General features: G+C 65.9%; 16 protein-coding genes. 10 read left to right on the top strand and 6 right to left on the bottom strand.

Annotation, left to right across the window (positions count from 1 at the left end):
* Positions 1-53: 53 nt before the first annotated feature.
* From OKW35_RS19135 to OKW35_RS19125, 3 genes are all read right to left on the bottom strand, one after another.
* Positions 54-1,046: a DedA family protein/thiosulfate sulfurtransferase GlpE gene (locus OKW35_RS19135; protein WP_184057616.1), complete on the bottom strand. Its 993-nt coding sequence runs from the start codon at positions 1,044-1,046 to the stop codon at positions 54-56.
* 406 nt (positions 1,047-1,452) lie between these two features.
* Complete coding sequence (locus OKW35_RS19130; protein ID WP_008921056.1) at positions 1,453-1,704, bottom strand: hypothetical protein; 252 nt, start codon at positions 1,702-1,704, stop codon at positions 1,453-1,455.
* Between the two features lie 456 nt (positions 1,705-2,160).
* Complete coding sequence (locus OKW35_RS19125; protein ID WP_018424071.1) at positions 2,161-3,561, bottom strand: GntP family permease; 1,401 nt, start codon at positions 3,559-3,561, stop codon at positions 2,161-2,163.
* Positions 3,562-3,888: 327 nt separating this feature from the next.
* On the opposite strand from OKW35_RS19125, the gene OKW35_RS19120 reads away from it, so the two are divergent.
* Together OKW35_RS19120 and OKW35_RS19115 are read left to right on the top strand one after the other, a co-directional pair.
* Positions 3,889-5,355: a sigma-54 interaction domain-containing protein gene (locus tag OKW35_RS19120; protein ID WP_429552867.1), complete on the top strand. Its 1,467-nt coding sequence runs from the start codon at positions 3,889-3,891 to the stop codon at positions 5,353-5,355.
* 99 nt (positions 5,356-5,454) lie between these two features.
* Positions 5,455-5,718 carry a hypothetical protein gene (locus OKW35_RS19115; protein ID WP_184057612.1) on the top strand — a complete coding sequence of 88 codons (264 nt, stop codon included), beginning with the start codon at positions 5,455-5,457 and terminating at the stop codon, positions 5,716-5,718.
* Between the two features lie 258 nt (positions 5,719-5,976).
* Here OKW35_RS19115 and OKW35_RS19110 read toward each other — a convergent pair whose 3' ends face one another.
* Positions 5,977-6,228 (bottom strand): hypothetical protein, encoded by a 252-nt coding sequence (locus tag OKW35_RS19110; RefSeq protein ID WP_184037928.1) that lies wholly within the window; start codon positions 6,226-6,228, stop codon positions 5,977-5,979.
* 29 nt (positions 6,229-6,257) lie between these two features.
* Between OKW35_RS19110 and OKW35_RS19105 the strand changes: the two genes are divergently transcribed.
* From OKW35_RS19105 to OKW35_RS19085, 5 genes are all read left to right on the top strand, one after another.
* The gene (locus tag OKW35_RS19105) at positions 6,258-6,461 is read left to right on the top strand and encodes a hypothetical protein (protein WP_084754379.1); all 204 of its coding nucleotides are present in this window, start codon (positions 6,258-6,260) and stop codon (positions 6,459-6,461) included.
* 144 nt (positions 6,462-6,605) lie between these two features.
* On the top strand, positions 6,606-7,805 hold the full coding sequence (locus tag OKW35_RS19100) for a serine hydrolase domain-containing protein (protein ID WP_429553808.1): 1,200 nt from the start codon (positions 6,606-6,608) through the stop codon (positions 7,803-7,805).
* Between the two features lie 125 nt (positions 7,806-7,930).
* Positions 7,931-8,233 carry an H-NS family nucleoid-associated regulatory protein gene (locus tag OKW35_RS19095; RefSeq protein ID WP_184057608.1) on the top strand — a complete coding sequence of 101 codons (303 nt, stop codon included), beginning with the start codon at positions 7,931-7,933 and terminating at the stop codon, positions 8,231-8,233.
* A gap of 753 nt (positions 8,234-8,986) precedes the next feature.
* Complete coding sequence (locus tag OKW35_RS19090) at positions 8,987-10,588, top strand: peptide chain release factor 3 (protein ID WP_090808225.1); 1,602 nt, start codon at positions 8,987-8,989, stop codon at positions 10,586-10,588.
* 171 nt (positions 10,589-10,759) lie between these two features.
* Positions 10,760-13,195: a GNAT family N-acetyltransferase gene (locus tag OKW35_RS19085; protein WP_429552866.1), complete on the top strand. Its 2,436-nt coding sequence runs from the start codon at positions 10,760-10,762 to the stop codon at positions 13,193-13,195.
* 42 nt (positions 13,196-13,237) lie between these two features.
* Here OKW35_RS19085 and OKW35_RS19080 read toward each other — a convergent pair whose 3' ends face one another.
* Entirely contained in the window at positions 13,238-13,783 is a 546-nt protein-coding gene (locus tag OKW35_RS19080) for a hypothetical protein (RefSeq protein WP_429403855.1), read from the bottom strand.
* 114 nt (positions 13,784-13,897) lie between these two features.
* Entirely contained in the window at positions 13,898-14,683 is a 786-nt protein-coding gene (locus tag OKW35_RS19075; protein WP_090808230.1) for an IclR family transcriptional regulator, read from the bottom strand.
* 259 nt (positions 14,684-14,942) lie between these two features.
* Between OKW35_RS19075 and OKW35_RS19070 the strand changes: the two genes are divergently transcribed.
* Genes OKW35_RS19070 through OKW35_RS19060 form a run of 3 tightly spaced genes read left to right on the top strand, consistent with a single transcriptional unit; the run spans position 14,943 to position 17,598 of the window.
* Positions 14,943-15,983 carry an aldo/keto reductase gene (locus tag OKW35_RS19070; RefSeq protein ID WP_429333105.1) on the top strand — a complete coding sequence of 347 codons (1,041 nt, stop codon included), beginning with the start codon at positions 14,943-14,945 and terminating at the stop codon, positions 15,981-15,983.
* A 7-nt stretch (positions 15,984-15,990) separates the two neighbouring features.
* A complete protein-coding gene (locus OKW35_RS19065; RefSeq protein WP_429552865.1) occupies positions 15,991-16,821 on the top strand; it encodes an amidohydrolase family protein in 831 nt (276 codons plus the stop codon).
* 33 nt (positions 16,822-16,854) lie between these two features.
* Entirely contained in the window at positions 16,855-17,598 is a 744-nt protein-coding gene (locus OKW35_RS19060) for an SDR family oxidoreductase (protein ID WP_429552864.1), read from the top strand.
* The last annotated feature ends 48 nt before the right edge of the window (positions 17,599-17,646 follow it).

Genomic DNA, 17,646 nt, shown 5'->3' with positions numbered 1-17,646 from the left:
CGGGACGAGCCGTGCCGCGCGCGTCAGGCGGACGATGCCGCCGCTGATTACGGCTAAACGGCTTTGGGCGCGATGTCGTCGACCGCGACTTCCGGCGGCGGCATCGCGGGCAGCGCGTCGACCGGCTTGCCCGAATCGCGCCAGGCTTCCATGCCGCCGCGCAGCGGCAGCACGTCGGAGAAGCCGGCTTCGTTGAGCTGCTTGGCCATCCATGCCGCGGAAATCTCGTTCGGGCAGGAGCAGTAGATCACGAGCTTCTGATCGTGCGCGTAGGTGGCGACGATGTCGTCGAGTTGCCGTTCATCGGCGAATTGCGCGCCGGGGATCACGAACGGATCGAGCTTGCGCTTCTCCTCCGAACGGATGTCGAACACGACCGGCGCCCGGTCAGCCGCGAACAGCTTCTCGAGTTCGTCGACCTCGATGCGCGCGGACGCGAGCTTCGCGATCAACTGACGGCGCCGGATCCACCGGTACACCGCGTACAGCACCAGCAACGCGACGACGACGAGCGCCGCCGTGCGCCCGAGCCGCCCGGCAATCGCGAACAGCATGTCGATCTGCCGCGCGAACAGCGCGCCGATGATCAGCCCGGTGCCGGACCACAGCGCGGCGCCGACGCCGTCATAGGTGAGGAAGATGCGGTAGCGCGTGCCCATCGCGCCGGCCATCGGGATCGACACGATCGACAGCCCCGGCACGAACTTCGCGACCGCGAGCACGCGCACGCCCCAGCGGCCGAAGAAGCGCTCGGTCTTTTTCACGCAGGTGTCACGCGACAGCGACAGCCGGCAGATCGTCTTCAGCGTATTGCCGCCGTAGATGCGGCCCGCGACGTACCACGCGCTGTCGCCGATCAGCGTCGCGAAGATCGACAGCACGAGGACCGGCAGCAGTTGCGTGCCGACCGAGCCGGGGTGCATCGCGGCCATCGCGCCGAACAGCACGAGCGACGGCATGGCCGGCACCGGCAGCCCGAGCGCGGCAGCCAGCACATTGAGGAAGACGAGCGCCGGTCCATATTGCGCGACGAGGTCATGTAGCATCGGTTTAACATCCGCGGCCCTTGCGGGCGCAGCGCGGTAAGGAATGCAAAGGGGAATGCAAGGATTATGGACGTATTTTCGAGACGTGCAACCGGCCCGGAAATTGGCCCGTCTTCTGGCTGCGATCAGGTCGCCCTATGTGGCCGCATGCCTCGATACACAAGCGTGGCAACCGCTTGTGACAAGTTGCTGAAGGCCGGGTAAGCGCGCTCGACGAGACGCGAAGACGCTTGCAAAAACCCGTAGGAAAGCGGGGATTGGCGGCGTGAACGGAACAAGCGGAAGCACGGCGACGCGCGCAGGCGCGCCCAATGCGAATAATCCCCCGCTGACGCGTCGAAGCGCGACGCAACCGGCGCGAGAGGCTGACGAGTCGCGCGACGGTCACATCCGCCGCGCGCCTGTTTCACTGACGATGATTGTGCTGCTCGCCCGGCAACTCGGCGCCATGCGCGCGGATCGCGGCGATCAGCTCCGCGGGCGTGATTTCGTAGCGCACTTCGCGATGTATGCCCGGCTTGCGCTCATCGACCTCGATCAGCAGGATGCCTTTGCCGTCTTCGGTCGATTCGAGGCGCAGCGAGCGAAGTTCGCGCGCCGTTGCGTCGTCGTATTCGGTGAGCAGGGCCATTGACCCGGAGGACCCGGTGATGCGCATCGAAGTTGTCCTTGTTGCGTTGGTGATGGAACCATTGTACGGGGCGGACGGCGTGCCGTCTGCCGCGTCGTCGTGCCGTGTCGCGTCTGCCTCTGTCTCGCCGGGGTTTTAGTCGGGTGTGACGCTGCCGCTAGCGGATTCGCGGTTGCGGAGCGAGCAACCAGTTTAACGCGACTCCTCGTCGCGACGGACGCATTTTTCATGCCCCGCGGTGGCGCGACGTGCGTTCGGGTTTTGTCATGCGGGTGACGCGGGGGCGGGCTAGGAAGCGTTGGGCGCGCGCAAAAAAATAGCCCGTCCGGACAGGGACGGGCCGTTAAACGCCGTTGTTACTCGGGTCAGCCTGCCTTGCAACATTGGGCGCTGACGACTCCATCCTCGTGCTTCGTTGGCCGGCTGTCGAGGTGGGGGTAATGCGGATCTATCAGATCAAAGTACTGTTTTCCGGTTCGGCGTTCACACGAGGCCGGTCGCGTAATACACCGCGATCACGAAGAACACCGCGAGCGTCTTGATCACGGTGACCGCGAAGATGTCGCGATACGACTGCCGGTGCGTGAGACCCGTCACGGCGAGCAGCGTAATCACCGCGCCGTTGTGCGGTAGCGTATCCATGCCGCCGCTCGCCATTGCGACCACGCGATGCAGTACTTCGAGCGGAATATGCGCGGCTTCCGCACCCTTGATGAACGTATCCGACATCGCGGCGAGCGCAATGCTCATACCGCCCGATGCCGAACCCGTGATGCCCGCCAGCGTGCTGACCGACACCGCGGCGTTGACGAGCGGATTCGGAATGCTTTTCAGCGCGTTGCTGACGACGAGAAAGCCCGGCAGCGCCGCGATCACACCGCCGAAGCCATATTCCGACGCGGTGTTGAGCGACGCCAGCAGCGCGCCCGCCACTGCCGCCTTGGTGCCCACCGCGAAGCGCTGGCTGACGCGACTGAACGCCGTCACGACGACCATCACGATGCCAAGCAGCAGCGCGCCCAGCACGGCCCAAATCCCCACGAGAGCCTTGACGCTCGTTTCGACCGGTGCATGCAGCCCCGGCAGGATGTCCGGGGTGACCGTGAAGGACGGACCGTACCAGGTCGGAATCCAGCGCGTCAGCAGGAAGTTCGCGACGCCGACCATGACGAGCGGCGCGACCGCCAGCAGCGGATGCGGCAGCTGCTTCGACTCGACGCGCTCCGGCTCGTTGACGAGGTCGGTGCCGTAACCCTCGCCGGTCGCCATCGCGGCGCGGCGTCGCCATTCCAGATACGACAGACCGACCACGATGATGAACAGCGAGCCGAGCACGCCGAGCGTCGGCGCGGCCCACGAGGTGGTCTTGAAGAACGTCGTCGGGATGATGTTCTGGATCTGCGGCGTGCCGGGCAGCGAGTCCATCGTGAACGAGAACGCGCCGAGCGCGATCGCGCCGGGCATCAGCCGCTTCGGAATGTTGCTCTGGCGATACAGCTCGGCCGCGAACGGATAGACCGCGAACACGACGACGAACAGCGACACGCCGCCGTAGGTGAGCAGCGCGCACACCGCGACGATCACCGCGTTAGCGCGCGAGCGGCCGATATAGCGGATCGCGGCCGCGACGATGGACTCCGAGAAGCCCGACAGCTCGATCACCTTGCCGAATACGGCGCCGAGCAGAAACACCGGGAAGTACAGCTTCACGAAGCCGACCATCTTGTCCATGAAGATGCTCGTGAAGACCGGCGCGACGGCGGCGGGCTCGGTGAGCAGGACGGCGGCGAGCGCCGCGATCGGCGCGAACAGGATCACGCTGTAGCCGCGATACGCTGCGAACATCAGAAACGCCAGCGCGGCGATAACGATGAGAAAGGTCATTGAGTCTCCATAGCCCGGTTGTTCTACATGTTTGCCTTCCCGATCGAGCGACGGCGCGGCGCGGTCGGAACGCAGGTTCCATGCCATGCCTGCCGTTTTGCTGCTGGCCCGCCGTGGCGCATGGCGCGGCCGCGCAGCGGCGGGCCGAGGCATCGTTGGCGGATTGTACCCAAGCGTCTCCGAAACGGGACTTCCATCCGCTGAAGAACACCTGAAACCAGGGTAAGTCATGATGCATAAGGCCTATCGGGTGTCTCAATTTGGAGATAAATTCATCCACCGATTGAGATTGATGCAATCAAAACGATAAGCGGAGACAGCGACAGCATGTTGACCGACTGGACGGGCTTGCCCGCCACCTATGACGACGTGCTTCGTCGGGCGATGGATTCGCTGTTTCGCACGTTCGAAAACTTCAGCGAAGGCACCTTCATCGTCGATGGGCAGGCGCGCGTCGTCTGGATCAACAAGCGGTATGCGGCGCGCTTCGGCTTTGCTGACCCGCAGCAGGCGATCGGCCGGGATTGCGAAGCGGTGATTCCAAACAGTCTGATGCGCGAGGTCGTCAACACCGGCAAGCCGATCCTGCTCGACATCATGGAGACCGATCGCGAGTCGCTCGTCGTCACGCGCCTGCCGCTCAAGGACGATGCCGGCGTGACGATCGGCGCGGTCGGCTTCGCGCTGTTCGACGAGCTGAAAGCGCTGTCGCCCCTCTTTTCGCAGTACTCGCGGTTGCAGCAGGAGTTGATCGCGACGCGTCAGTCGCTTGCGCAGGCGCGCCGCGCGCGCTATACGTTCGGCAGCTTCGTCGGCACCAGCGCGGCGTCGCTCGAAGTGAAGCGCCAGGCGCGGCGTGCGGCGCAACTCGAAGCGCCGGTGCTGCTGCTGGGTGAAACCGGCACCGGCAAGGAGCTGCTCGCGCATGCGATTCACGGCGGCTCGGCGCGCGCGCACAAGCCGCTCGTCAGCGTCAACGTCGCGGCGATTCCCGACACGCTGCTCGAAGTCGAGTTCTTCGGCGCCGCACCCGGCGCGTACACCGGCGCGGATCGCAGGGGGCGGGTCGGCAAGTTCGAGCTCGCCAACGGCGGCACGCTGTTTCTCGACGAAATGGGCGACATGCCGCTGCCGTTGCAGGGCAAGCTGCTGCGCGTGCTGCAGGACAAGGAATTCGAGCCGCTCGGCTCGAATCGGATCGTGCGCGCGGATGTGCGGATCATCGCGGCGACATCGGCCGATCTGCCGGCGCTCGTCGCGGCCGGGCGCTTTCGCGCGGACCTGTTCTACCGGCTCAACGTGCTGACGATCCATGCGCCGGCGCTGCGCGAGCGTCCGTCCGACATCGAGGCGCTTGCCTACGCGATGCTCGAGGAGCTGGCCGCGCAGGCAGGCGGCGGCAGCCACTTCGAATTGCACGACGACGCGTTGCGCGTGCTGTGCGCGTACGACTGGCCCGGCAACGTGCGCGAACTGCGCAACACATTGGAGCGCGCCGTGATGCTGTCCGACAGCGAGCGCATCGATGCGCGTGTGCTCGCGCCGTTCATCGGCTCGGGGCACGGCGGTGCGATGGCACCGGCGCGGACCCCGACTGTCGCGGCCGCCAGCGTGGACGTGGCCGCCACCGCCGAACCCACCTCGTGGAGCGACGCGATGGCCGCGTTCGAAAAGCGCTTTCTCTGCGACGCGTTGCGCGCGAACGGCGGCCGCGTCATTGACACTGCGAAACAGATCGGCATGGGCCGCGCGACGCTGTACAAGAAGATCGCCGCGCACGGCATCGACGTTTGACTCGCCGCGCCCGGCCAGCCGCACCACGCCAACTGACGCAGCACGAGAGCAGCGTGGCACAATCGCGAGATCGAAAAACAAGACGTGACCGGGGTCTCCATGAAATGCCATTCCTTCTTCGCGCGCCGCTCGCGCGGCATACTGGCCGTCGCCGCGATCGTCGCGCTTGGCGGTTGCAGCAGCAGCGCGCCGCTGTTCCTGCCGGACGGCCGTGCGACCACGCTCGTGCAATGCCCGGTCGGTTCCGACTCGTGCTCGCAACAGGCGGCCGCCAGTTGCAACGGCGCGTTCGACGTCGTGCGCCAGTCGAGCGAGGGCGGTACGTTGAGCCTGATCTACGCCTGCCGCGCGACCGCGAAGTAAGCACCTGATGCCGTGCCGGTGCAATGCCGGCGCGCGCGGCTGGCCGATCCGTTGGCGGCCTTCGGTTTTTTTCACCTGTTCGCAGTTATTCCCTGCCAGTTCCCGATACGCTCGCTGACCACGCTCGTGCCATTCCGGTTACCACATGGCCGTCATAAATTCATGCGCCTAATGCGTGTCCGATAAGCGGTTTGCATGCGAATTGGGATAAGTAGGCCGCATGCGGCATTTTTACAACGTTGAGTCACCTCGCACCGATTATCCTTTGCGCCCCGACCATGATTTATCTTTACCTTCGGGGCGTCGAACGCAGTCAGTGCGGCAGGCAACGGAACGTGAAATTTGACGGCAGTATTCTTTTTTAAACCGTTGGGATTTAACCCGGCGAGCAGAAATTGCCGGTTTTTTCCGACGCAGAAGAAGTTCAGGAAGGTTTTTCCGCTGCTGGCGGGCATTACTTTGGGCCGCGCGGGCCAACGCGGCTTCATGCTTTCGATTTTTTTGCTTCAACACTAATTCAATAGAATCCGGGGAAAGCAATGAATCATCAGCAACTCGAAAAAGACATCGAGCATCTCGAGCACATAATTTCCCATATTTCCGCAGAAGACCGTATTCCTTTGTCTTACTGGCGTAACCGCCTTCAGCACGTTTCCGGCGCGGTTCTCGTGCCGGCGCAGGCAACCCGCGTCAAACGCCTCGATGCCGCGCTTTGCGCATTGGAAAAACGGCAGAAAGCCTGAATGTCGTCATTGTGTCCGCCAATCGGGATCGGCAATTAGGAAAGCCGTCGTGTGCGCTTTCGCCGGACAGGTTCTATCTTTCGGTTTGATCGCCCAAAGCGACCTGGGCGCGCGCACGTTTTCTTTTACCGACACAGGGTGAACATGCAGATAGCAGGACTTGCCGCGACCCGCCTCGCGACGCTGACCAACGCGATGCAGGGCTACGTGGAGAGGGGCGAAGTGGCGGGGGTGGTGTCGCTCGTATGGCGGCGCGGCGAAATCGGCTACTTCGAACCGGCAGGCCTACGCGACGAAGCCGCGCAATTGCCGATGGAGCGCGACACGCTGTTTCGCATCGCGTCGATGACGAAGCCGGTGACGAGCGCCGCGATCATGATGCTGATCGAGGAAGACCGCCTCGCGCTCGATGCGCCCATCTCGCGGTGGCTGCCCGAGCTTGCCGCGCCGCGCGTGCTGCGTGACCCGACCGGCCCGCTCGACCAGACCGATCCGTTACGCGCGCCGATTACGGTGCTCGACCTGCTCACGCATCGCGCGGGCTTCGCGTATGACTTCACGGCAACGGGGCCGCTCGCCGAAGCCTACGCAGCCGCGTTCAACGGCTTCGAGGCGAGCGGCGGCAACAGCGCGTGCCTTGCGCGCATCGCCGCGTTGCCGCTGATGTTCCAGCCCGGCTCGCGCTGGCACTACGGCGTGGCGACCGACGTGCTCGGCGTGCTGATAGAACGCGTGAGCGGCATGACTCTTGGGGAATTTTTCCGCACGCGTATTTTCGCGCCTCTCGGCATGCGCGACACCGCGTTCTGGGTGCCCGACGCACAGCTTGCGCGCCTCGCCACCGCATACAACATCGATCCCGGCACGCGGCGACGTGTGGTCGAGGATCATGCGGCGGCGAGCCGCTGGGCCAATCCGCGACGCTTCCAGAGCGGCGGCGGCGGGTTGGTCTCGACCGCCGAGGATTATCTGCGATTCGCGCAACTGCTGCTCGGGCGCGGCCGCGTCGGCGACACGCGGCTGCTGTCGCATCGCTCGGTCGACCTGATGCGCAGCAATTTCCTGAGCCGCGACCAGCGCCGCCTGCCTGCCTTCGGTCACGTGATCTGGGCGGGTCAAGGCTTCGGCCTCGGCCTGTCGATCGTCGATGATCCGGCGCAGCAATTGCCGCTCGGCTACCGCTCGCTCGGCTCGTTCGGTTGGCCCGGCGCGTACGGCACGAGCTGGTTCGCCGATCCGGTCGAGAACATGATCGGCCTGATGCTGATCCAGCGCCGCTCGATCGACCCCTTCCCGATGGCCATCGACTTCGAACGCCGCGTCTACGATGCGATCGACGATTGAGCGGGGCCGCCGCGCATGCGCTCGGCCGCGCGATTCACTATCCTGTGATTTATTCGTCTGATAGTGTCCGCCAACCATTCATCGCGATTCATCGCAGTGCGTCCAACCGAGGGGGGAACACCGGCATGGCCTCTTACAAACAGCTGACTGCGCAACTCGAAAAACTCCACAAGGAAGTCGCAGCCGCGCGCGAAAAAGAAGTCTCGCAAGCTATCGCCGATATCAAGCAGAAGATTGCCGAATACGACCTGACCGCCGAAGAACTCGGCTTGACGAGCGCCTCGCCGAAGCCGCGCCGCAAGTCGTCGACGACGACGTCCGTCGCCAAGTACCGCAATCCGAAGACCGGCGAAACCTGGAGCGGCCGTGGGCGCTCGCCGGCCTGGCTCGTCGGCAAAAATCGCGAGCGGTTTCTGATCGAAGGTTGAGCTTCGTCGTGGGTGCCGATGCGTCCGTGTTCTCTGAAGTGATGCGTGGTTTGATCCGTGCCGCACCGTTGCAAAGGTCCCGAAAACGCTCACCTTTGCGTGACGCCTGAACGTACACGGCGATATTCACCGATGCATTCGAACCTCGCGGGATGCTTCGGTGAGCCAGGCTTTGTCGCGCGACGCACCTCCGCGGGTGCGAATCGCCATCGTGCCGCCCCGCCGCGCGCCGCTCGCCGAAAACCCGCGACAGCCTTTGCTGGCGGGCGTTTCCAGGCGTCGAGCCGGAACCTGTTCATAGCGGCGCGAAGCTTTATCGCCGTTTTCCCGCGCATCGCGGTGGTGGCGCCCGCGACCTGGCAGGTGCGTGCACGCGTTTCGCGATCCTCACCTTTGACCGCAAATCGATATTCGCCGCCGTAAGTCCCGAAAACGCTCACCTTTGCCAGAAGCATGCGCGGCGCGCCGACGCTCGCGCCGTCGCCCCGTCCGGCGCCGGGGCCCTTTCCGCCAGCCGTCGCGCCAGACGTGTATCATTCGCACCTTGCGCCGTTTTTGCGCCAGCGATTCCCGCATTGTCGAACGCTGGGTCGTGACCCGTTCGCCACCCGTTTTCGGACGCGGCGCGAGCGCCGGCCGATCCGGGCCCGCGCCCGATTCTCGCAGCCCGACGCCGCCGCGCCACGCGCGGCATACCGGCCGCCCACGGCCGCCGGGAACCGCCTGAACCCCTTTCCGTGACCGCCAGACCCGATGTCAGTCTCCGAACTCAAACGCCGCCGCACGTTCGCGGTCATTTCCCACCCGGACGCGGGTAAAACCACGCTCACCGAAAAACTGCTGCTGTTCTCGGGCGCGATCCAGATCGCCGGTACCGTGAAGGGCCGCAAGAGCAACCGCTACGCGACGTCCGACTGGATGGAAATCGAAAAGCAACGCGGCATTTCGGTCGCGAGCTCGGTGATGCAGTTCGAGTACGGCGATTGCGTGATCAACCTGCTCGACACGCCGGGCCACGAAGACTTCTCCGAGGACACCTACCGTGTGCTGACCGCGGTCGACGCCGCCGTGATGGTGATCGACGGCGCGAACGGCGTCGAAGCGCAGACGCTGAAGCTGCTGGAAGTCTGCCGCAGCCGTAAGACGCCGATCGTCACGTTCATCAACAAGCTCGACCGCGAAGTGCGCGAGCCGCTCGAACTGCTCGATGAGATCGAGCAGCACCTCGGCGTGGCGGCGGTGCCTTTCACATGGCCGATCGGCATGGGCAAGGATTTCCAAGGCGTCTACGACGTCCAGCGCGATCAGGTGCGCGTGTTCCGCGCCGGTCAGGACACGGCCGGCGGCGCGGTCGAAACGCTGCAGGCACTGAGCAACGAGGAAGGCGAGCGCCGTTTCGGCCATGCGTGGGTGCGTGCGAAGGAAGAAATCGATCTGATCAGCGGCGCGACGCCCGAGTTCGACCGTGAGCAGTTCCTCGCCGGCCAGCAGTCCCCGGTGCTGTTCGGTTCGGCGATCAACAACTTCGGCGTGAAGGAGATTCTCGACGCGCTGGTCGACCTCGCGCCGCCGCCGTCGATGCGCATGACCGTACAGCGTCCGGTGCAGCCGGAAGAGTCGAAGTTCACCGGCGTCGTGTTCAAGGTACAGGCGAACATGGACCTCGCGCACCGCGACCGCGTCGCGTTCATCCGCGTGTGCTCGGGACGTTTCGAGCGCGGCATGGCGGTGAAGGTCACGCGCTCGAACAAGACGTTCCGCGCAAACAATGTGGTCACGTTCCTGTCGCAGCGTCGCGAGACGGTGAGCGAGGCGTATCCGGGCGACATCATCGGTATTCCGAACCATGGCACGCTGAGTCTCGGCGATACGCTGACCGAAGGCGAGCAGCTGCAGTTCGTCGGCCTGCCGTTCTTCGCGCCGGAAATTTTTCAGACCGTCGAAGTGGTCGATCCGATGCGCGCGAAGCAGCTCGGCGAAGCGCTGAAGCAGCTCGGCGAGGAAGGCGCGATCCAGGTGTTCCGTCCCGAAGCCGGCGGTCTGATGATTCTCGGCGCGGTCGGGCAACTGCAGTTCGAAGTGGTGTCGCACCGTCTGTCGACGGAATACAAGGTCGTCGTGCGCATGGCGCCGGCGCGTTACCGGCTGTCGCGCTGGGTGACCTGCGACGATGCGGCCGAACTGCGCCGCTTCACCGACTCGTACTCGGCGCGAATCGCGCTCGATGCGTCCGATGCGCCGACTTATCTGGCCTCGCACGTATCGGAGATCGAAGTCGCGCAGAAGGCGTGGCCGAAGATCGTGTTCAACGAGTTGCGCGAGCACTCGGGGGCGCCGTTCAGAAAGGCGATGTAAAACCGCGAGTCCGCTGGTTTCGAAGCAAAAAAGCCGCGTCGTTCGACGCGGCTTTTTACTTTTCCGCCGCAACAACGTCCCGCGCCAGCGCGCGACTTCGCCTATGCTGACGGAACCACCCGCCTCGCCGCGAAGCCGGCTCCAATTCCTGTCCAACCGCATGGAGCGCCCGTGACCGTTCGCAACCTCGACGCCTTGTTTCGCCCGAAATCCGTCGCCGTGATCGGCGCGTCCGAGCGGCCGGGCAGCACCGGCGCGATGGTCTGGGCGCGTGTGCTGGAAGGCGGCTTCGACGGCCCGCTGTGGCCGGTCAATCCGAAGCACGCGACGCTCGGCGTCCACCCGGTGATTCCCGACGTCGGCGATCTGCCGCAGGCGCCCACCGTCGCGGTGATCTGCACGCCGCCCGCGACGTGGCCCTCGCTGATCCATAAGCTCGGTGGCATGGGCACGCGCGCCGTAATCATCGTCGGCGAGGTGCGCAGCGATGAAGACCGGCTCGAACTGCGGCACGCGCTGGCGGCGGCGCGGCCGCATCTGTTGCGCATCGTCGGACCCGGCAGTCTCGGCGTGGTGTCGCCGGCGCTCGGCGCGCATCTGGGCGCGCCGTCGTGCACGGTCAAGGCGGGCGGCGTCGCGTGGGTGTCGCAGTCGAATGCGCTGACCAACGCAGTGCTCGGCTGGGCACGAGCGCGCGGGCTCGGTTTTTCGCACGCGGTGGCGCTCGGAGCGGAGGCCGACGTCGATGCCGGCGACGTGCTCGATTACCTCGCGAGCGACCCCGGCACCCGCGCGATCCTGCTCGAACTCGACAGCGTGCGGGCGGCGCGCAAGTTCATGTCGGCCGCGCGCGCGGCGGCGCGCAACAAGCCGGTGCTCGCGCTGCGCTCCGGCCGCGACGATCCCGCCGACGGTCTCTACACAGCGGCGTTCCGGCGCGCGGGCCTCGTGCGCGTCGACGCGCTCGACGATCTGCTCGACGAAATCGAAACGCTCGGCGTCGGCCGCGTGGCGGCGGGCGCCACCGCCACGCTGATCACTAGCGACCGCGGTCTCGCGACGCTCGCGCGCGACGCGTTCACCGCCGCCGGCGGCCTGCTCGCGCCGTGGCCGGCCGCGGCGTCGGACGCGCTGCGCGAGGCGCTGCCGCTCGCGGTCGGCGGCAATCCGCTGCTGCTCGGCGACGGCGCGCGTCCTGAGCACTTCGGCACCGCGCTGAAGCTGCTCGGCGAGTATCGCGAGACCGGCACCGCCGTCGTGGTGCACGCGTCGACGCATGGCGCGCCCGTCGACGACGTCGCGCAGGCGCTGATCGAGCATCAGCGCTTTGCGTATCGCGGGCTGCTCGCGTGCTTTTTCGGCGGTGTCGATGCGACGAGGCGCGACGCGCTGCATGCGCAGGGCATCCCGGTGCACACGACGCCGCAGCGGCTCGCGCGCGCCTTCGCCCGTCTGGTCGATTACCGGCTGGGCCGCGAACTGCTGATGCAAACGCCGGAAGGCCTGCCTGCGCAGATTCCCGAGTCGATCGACGCCGCCCAGGCGCAGGCTCGCGAAGCGGTGGCGGCGGGCGCGAGCGAGCTGGCCGGGGCGGCGGCGGCGCGGTTTCTGTCGCGGTTCGGGTTGCGGGTGGAGGGTGCGCAAGGAGGGGGCGCCCACGCGTCGGGCGCCGATGCCGACGGCGCCGCAAAACCCATCGTCGACGTCGCCGTCGAACTGCACGACGACGACAACTTCGGCCCCGTGTTCCGCTTCGCCGCACCGCCGATCGACGGCGTTTCCAGCGGGTTGCACGTGTACGGCCTGCCGCCGCTCAATCCGATGCTCGCGCGCGATATCGTCACGCGTTCGCACTACGCGAGGCTGGTCGCGCCGGAGCCGACGCTCGCGGCGTTGACGGCGGTGTCGCAGGCGGTTTGCGACGTGCGCGAGATCGTCGGCCTGTCGTTGAAGCTCAGGGTCTACCGGGACCGCGTGACGGTGGTCGAGCCCGTGTTGCGGCTCGGCGCGCAGCGCAGCCGTCTCGCGATCGTGCCGTATCCGCGCCGCTTCGAGGAAACGATCGACTGGCAGGGGATGCGTGTAACGGTGCGGCCGATTCGCCCCGAAGACGAAAATGCGCATCGCGAGTTCGTGCAGGCGATGACGCCGGAAGATTTGCGGCTGCGTTTTTTCGCTTCAGTCGGCGCGTTCGACCACTCGCAACTCGCGCGCATGACGCAGATCGACTACGACCGGGAAATGGCGCTGATCGCGACGGTCGACAACGAAGACGGCGTCGCGCAGACGCTCGGCGTGGTGCGTGCGGTGGCCGATCCCGACAACGAGACGGCCGAATTCGCGGTGACCGTGCGCTCGGATCAGAAAGGGCGGCGCCTCGGCCAGTTGCTGGTGCAGCGGATCATCGCGTACGCGCGGGCGCGCGACACGCACTGGCTGATCGGTGAAGCGTTGCGCGAGAACACCGCGATGATCGCGCTCGCGAAGGCCAGCGGCTTCACGATCACGCGGACCGATGACCCCGGTGTGGTCGGCTTGCGGATGGCGCTCGACGAAACGGCGGGGGCGGACCCGAAGTCCGCCGCGCAGAACCAGCCGGCGCGTTGAGCGGCTGACGTCGCGAGCCGCTCAACGCATGGCTTCACCGCCTCACGCCGCCAGCTTCTGTGCCGCCTCATCGACCTGCGCGCGCGTGACCGACAGCTCGTCGAGCCATGCCTGCGCATACACGGCGCCGGTTTCGCGTTCGAGCCGCGCGATCGTCGCGGCGCAGCGGTTCGCGTCCTTCAGCGTCGAAATGAACGCTTTCACCGACTCACCGCCCTTGAACGCGTCGAACAGCGGCACGCGAATTTCGTCGGGCAGCGCACGGGTGGTCCATTGGTACGGCTTGCCGTTGAACGTCAGCGACGGCGGCAGCACGCGCTCCTTGCGCACGGCCGGAATCAGGCCGTAGGTGCGCGCCGCTTCGCCGATCTGCTCGGGCGAAAACAGCTCGTCGGGCGTGATGTGGAACTGCTGGATGAAGGTCTCGATGCTTTGCATCGCGGCGGCGCGGTCGTCGCGGCGCTTCTGCGCGTGGGCGACGATGTCGCGCAGTTCGTCGGCTTCTTCGGCGGTGATCGTGAAGCTCGACTGCTTCTGCTGGAGTTCGGAAAAACGCTGGAATTCGGAATCGGTCAGAAGTTTGGCCATTGCTCAATCGATGCGCGCGCATGAGCCCGTCATGCGGCGTTATTTTGGAAGGGCCGCCATTCTAAACCATGTGTGCGTGCGCGCCGCTGCGCAACTTACCGCGCAACTTACCGATCACGCCGCCTGCTCGCGGAACATCGACAGCGCCTGCACCGTGTCGCGCAGCAGCGTGGTGGCCGCTTCGAGCGTCGGCGCGACGTATTCGTCGATCCGCCGCAGATACGGGCAGGTCAGCACCGCGCTCGCCTGTCCCGACGGCGCGAGTATCGGGAACGTCACGTCGGTGACGCCGAAGGTCTGCTGGCTGTCCTTCTGCCAGAAGCCCGCCGCGCGGATGCGCTCGCAGGCCTCCTCCAGCGCGTCGAGATCGAGCGTCACTTCGCCCTTCACCTTCGTGTGCTCCGCCAGCATCTGCTGGCGCTGCTCGACGCTCTGGAACGCGAGCATCACGCGCCCCGAACCGGTGTCGATCAGGCCGACCCGCGAACCGAGCCGCACTGACATGCCCCATGTGCCCGGTCCGTCGACTTGCGCAATCACCAGCAGGTTGCCGCGGTCGTAGACGACGAGGTGGCAAGACTGCTCGGCCGCGTCGGCGAAACGCTGCATCAGCGGCAGCGCTTCTGCGATCAGCCGGTTCATTGGCGGATGACGGTGCGCGAGCGCGAACAGCTTCAGGCTCAGCGAGTAGCGGTCGCCAGCCGCCGAGCGCACCACATATTGGCGCGCGACGAGGCGTTCGAGCATCCGGTACATCTCGCTCGCGTTGCGGCCCAACTGCCGCGTGATTTCGGCGCGCGTGAGTCCTTCCTTCTGCTCGGACAGTAGCTCGAGAATGTCGAGGCCTTTATCCAGCGCGGGGGCGCGATAGCGGTCGTCGTCCTTGTCTTCGGCGTCCATCGTGAGGGTCCGGGAATTCCGTGTGGAGTTCTGATTATCTGGTGTGCGCGGGCGAGTGCGTAGCATTTCGCGAACTGGATGGCCTATGTCCAGGGAAAACCCAGGCATCCGCGCCGCGTAGTTTTCTTGACTTGGAAAAATTCGAATATGAATAATACGTTTATTGGTGAATGAATGCACTTCCCAAGCGGTGCGCGGAGTGTGACCGCCGCACCTCGCCGCCGCATGGTAAAAAGACCACCAATCTGGAGACACGCTCATGTCGGCATCGATCGTATCGAAAATCGGGCAGCGGCGCCGTATCGGCCGCGGCTCGTTGCAGGTGAGCGGACTGGGGCTCGGCACGGCGCCGCTCGGCGGCCTGTACCGCGACCTGTCCGACGAGGAGGCCCAAGCGACGATCGCCGCCGCCTGGGACGCGGGTGTGCGCTACTTCGACACCGCGCCGCACTACGGCAACACCAAGGCCGAGCATCGGCTCGGCGCCGCGCTGCGCCACTATCCGCGCGGCGAGTATGTGCTGTCGACCAAGGTCGGCCGCCGCTTCGTGCCGCGCACGTCGCCATTCGACGACCGCGAAGGCTGGCAGAATCCGCTGCCGTTCGAAGCGATCTACGACTACACGCACGACGGCATTCTGCGTTCGTTCGAGGACAGCCAGCAGCGCCTCGGCATCATCGATATCGACGTCCTGCTCGTGCATGACATCGGTCGCGTCACGCACGGCGACCAGCATCCGCACTACTGGCGGCAACTGACCGAAGGGGGCGGCTTCCGTGCGCTCGAGCGCCTGCGCTCGACGGGCGCAATCAAGGCGCTCGGCCTCGGCGTCAACGAGGGCGCGGTGATCCTCGACGCGATGGCCGAGTGCGATATCGATTGCGCGTTGCTCGCGGGCCGTTATACGCTGCTCGAGCAGACCACCCTCGACGACCTGCTGCCCGCCTGCGAGGCGCGCGGCGTCAGCATCCTGCTCGGCGGCGCGTTCAATTCGGGCATTCTGGCGCGGGGCGTCGAAGGCGATCTGAAGTTCAATTACGGCGCCGCGCCGCCCGAGGTGATCGAGCGCGTCGCGCGTCTGGAGGCGGTATGCCGCGCGCATGACGTGCCGCTCGCCGCCGCCGCGTTGCAGTTTCCGTATGCGCACCCGGCGGTCGCCACCGTGCTGACCGGCGCGCGTAGCGCCGACGAATTGCGCGAGAACGTCGCGTCGTTCGAGCTGCCGATCCCCGCGGCCTTGTGGTCCGCATTGCGCGACGCGGGCCTGCTCGACCCCCGTGCGCCCGCGCCCGAGGACTGACCCGACCATGCCGATCGACGCTCACCAGCACTACTGGGACCCCGCGCGGGGTGACTACGAGTGGCTGACGCCGGAGCTGAAAATCCTCTACCGGCCGTTCGGGCCTGATGATCTGAAGCCGTTGCGCGAACAGGCCGGCATCGAGCGGACCATGGTCGTGCAGGCCGCGCCGACGCTCGACGAAACCCGCTACCTGCTCGACATCGCGCGGCACGAGCCGTCGATCGCGGGCGTGGTCGGCTGGGTGCCGCTGTTGTTGCCGAACGCGCCCGATCTGATCGAGGTGCTCGCGCGCGAGCCGAAGTTCAAGGGCGTGCGGCCGATGCTTCAGGATCTGCCCGACGACGGCTGGATCGCCAACCCCGATCTCGCGCCGGCGATCGAGGCGCTGATCGCGCACGATCTCGCGTTCGATGCGCTGATCTACGCGCGTCACGTGCAATACGTCGAGATCTTCGCGCAGCGTTTTCCGGCGCTGCGCATGGTGGTCGATCATGGCGCGAAGCCGCCGATCCGCTACGGCCAGGCGGGCTACAAGGTATGGCGCGACGCGATCACGCGGCTCGCCGCGCTGCCGCAGGTGCATTGCAAGCTGTCGGGTCTCGCGACCGAGGCCTCGCCCGGCTGGACCGAGGACACGCTGCGGCCCTACGTCGAGCATCTGCTGAACACTTTCGGTCCCGCGCGGCTGATGTGGGGCAGCGACTGGCCGGTGCTCGAATTGAACGGCGACTATCTGCTCTGGCATTCGGTGGCGACCACGCTCGTCGCGTCGTTGAGCGACGCCGAGCGCGACGCCGTGTTCGGCGAGAACGCCGCCGCGTTTTATCGGCTTTGATTTCGTTAGCAGCCCATTCAACTGGAGTCGTAGATGACACAAAGACTGGCCGGCAAAACGGCCCTGATCACCGCGGCGGGACAAGGTATCGGTCTCGCCACCGCCGAACTATTCGCGCGCGAAGGCGCGCGCGTGATCGCCACCGATATCCGCATCGACGGACTCGCCGGCAAGCCGCTCGAGGCGCGCCAGCTCGACGTGCTCGATGGCGCGGCGATCAAGGCGCTCGCCGCGGAAGTCGGCACGATCGACGTGCTGTTCAACTGCGCGGGCTTCGTACACTCGGGCAATATCCTCGAATGCAGCGAGGAGGACTGGGATTTCGCGTTCGACCTCAACGCGAAGGCCATGTACCGTATGATTCGCGCGTTCTTGCCGGCCATGCTGGAGAAGGGCGGCGGCTCGATCATCAACATGTCGTCGGCGGCGTCGAGCGTGAAGGGCGTGCCGAATCGCTTCGCGTACGGCGCGTCGAAGGCCGCGGTGGTCGGGCTGACGAAGTCCGTCGCTGCGGATTTCGTCACGCGTGGTGTACGCTGTAACGCGATTTGCCCGGGCACGGTGTCCTCGCCGTCGCTCGAACAGCGAATCGCCGCGCAGGCTCAGGCGCAGGGCGCGTCGCTCGATGCGGTGCAGGCCGCCTTCGTCGCGCGTCAGCCGATGGGCCGCATCGGCAAGCCGGAGGAGATCGCCGCGCTCGCGCTGTATCTCGCGTCCGACGAGTCGTCGTTCACGACGGGCCAACTCCATGTAATCGACGGCGGATGGTCGAACTGATTCTGATTGACTGACGAACCGAACACTACTGAACGTAAAGGGAAGTGC

The sequence above is a fragment of the Paraburkholderia sp. MM5477-R1 genome, assembly GCF_050436385.1.
In the GTDB taxonomy this organism is placed as follows: domain Bacteria; phylum Pseudomonadota; class Gammaproteobacteria; order Burkholderiales; family Burkholderiaceae; genus Paraburkholderia; species Paraburkholderia tuberum.
The sequence above is the reverse complement of the archived record's forward strand: the minus strand, read 5'-3'. Positions and strand labels throughout refer to the sequence as shown.

Coding starts and splice junctions, on each gene's coding strand:
- OKW35_RS19135 (WP_184057616.1), bottom strand. CDS start 1,046: ATGCTACATGACCTCGTCGCGCAATATGGACCGGCGCTCGTCTTCCTC.
- OKW35_RS19130 (WP_008921056.1), bottom strand. CDS start 1,704: ATGCGCATCACCGGGTCCTCCGGGTCAATGGCCCTGCTCACCGAATAC.
- OKW35_RS19125 (WP_018424071.1), bottom strand. CDS start 3,561: ATGACCTTTCTCATCGTTATCGCCGCGCTGGCGTTTCTGATGTTCGCA.
- OKW35_RS19120 (WP_429552867.1), top strand. CDS start 3,889: ATGTTGACCGACTGGACGGGCTTGCCCGCCACCTATGACGACGTGCTT.
- OKW35_RS19115 (WP_184057612.1), top strand. CDS start 5,455: ATGAAATGCCATTCCTTCTTCGCGCGCCGCTCGCGCGGCATACTGGCC.
- OKW35_RS19105 (WP_084754379.1), top strand. CDS start 6,258: ATGAATCATCAGCAACTCGAAAAAGACATCGAGCATCTCGAGCACATA.
- OKW35_RS19100 (WP_429553808.1), top strand. CDS start 6,606: ATGCAGATAGCAGGACTTGCCGCGACCCGCCTCGCGACGCTGACCAAC.
- OKW35_RS19095 (WP_184057608.1), top strand. CDS start 7,931: ATGGCCTCTTACAAACAGCTGACTGCGCAACTCGAAAAACTCCACAAG.
- OKW35_RS19090 (WP_090808225.1), top strand. CDS start 8,987: ATGTCAGTCTCCGAACTCAAACGCCGCCGCACGTTCGCGGTCATTTCC.
- OKW35_RS19080 (WP_429403855.1), bottom strand. CDS start 13,783: ATGGCCAAACTTCTGACCGATTCCGAATTCCAGCGTTTTTCCGAACTC.
- OKW35_RS19075 (WP_090808230.1), bottom strand. CDS start 14,683: ATGGACGCCGAAGACAAGGACGACGACCGCTATCGCGCCCCCGCGCTG.
- OKW35_RS19070 (WP_429333105.1), top strand. CDS start 14,943: ATGTCGGCATCGATCGTATCGAAAATCGGGCAGCGGCGCCGTATCGGC.
- OKW35_RS19065 (WP_429552865.1), top strand. CDS start 15,991: ATGCCGATCGACGCTCACCAGCACTACTGGGACCCCGCGCGGGGTGAC.
- OKW35_RS19060 (WP_429552864.1), top strand. CDS start 16,855: ATGACACAAAGACTGGCCGGCAAAACGGCCCTGATCACCGCGGCGGGA.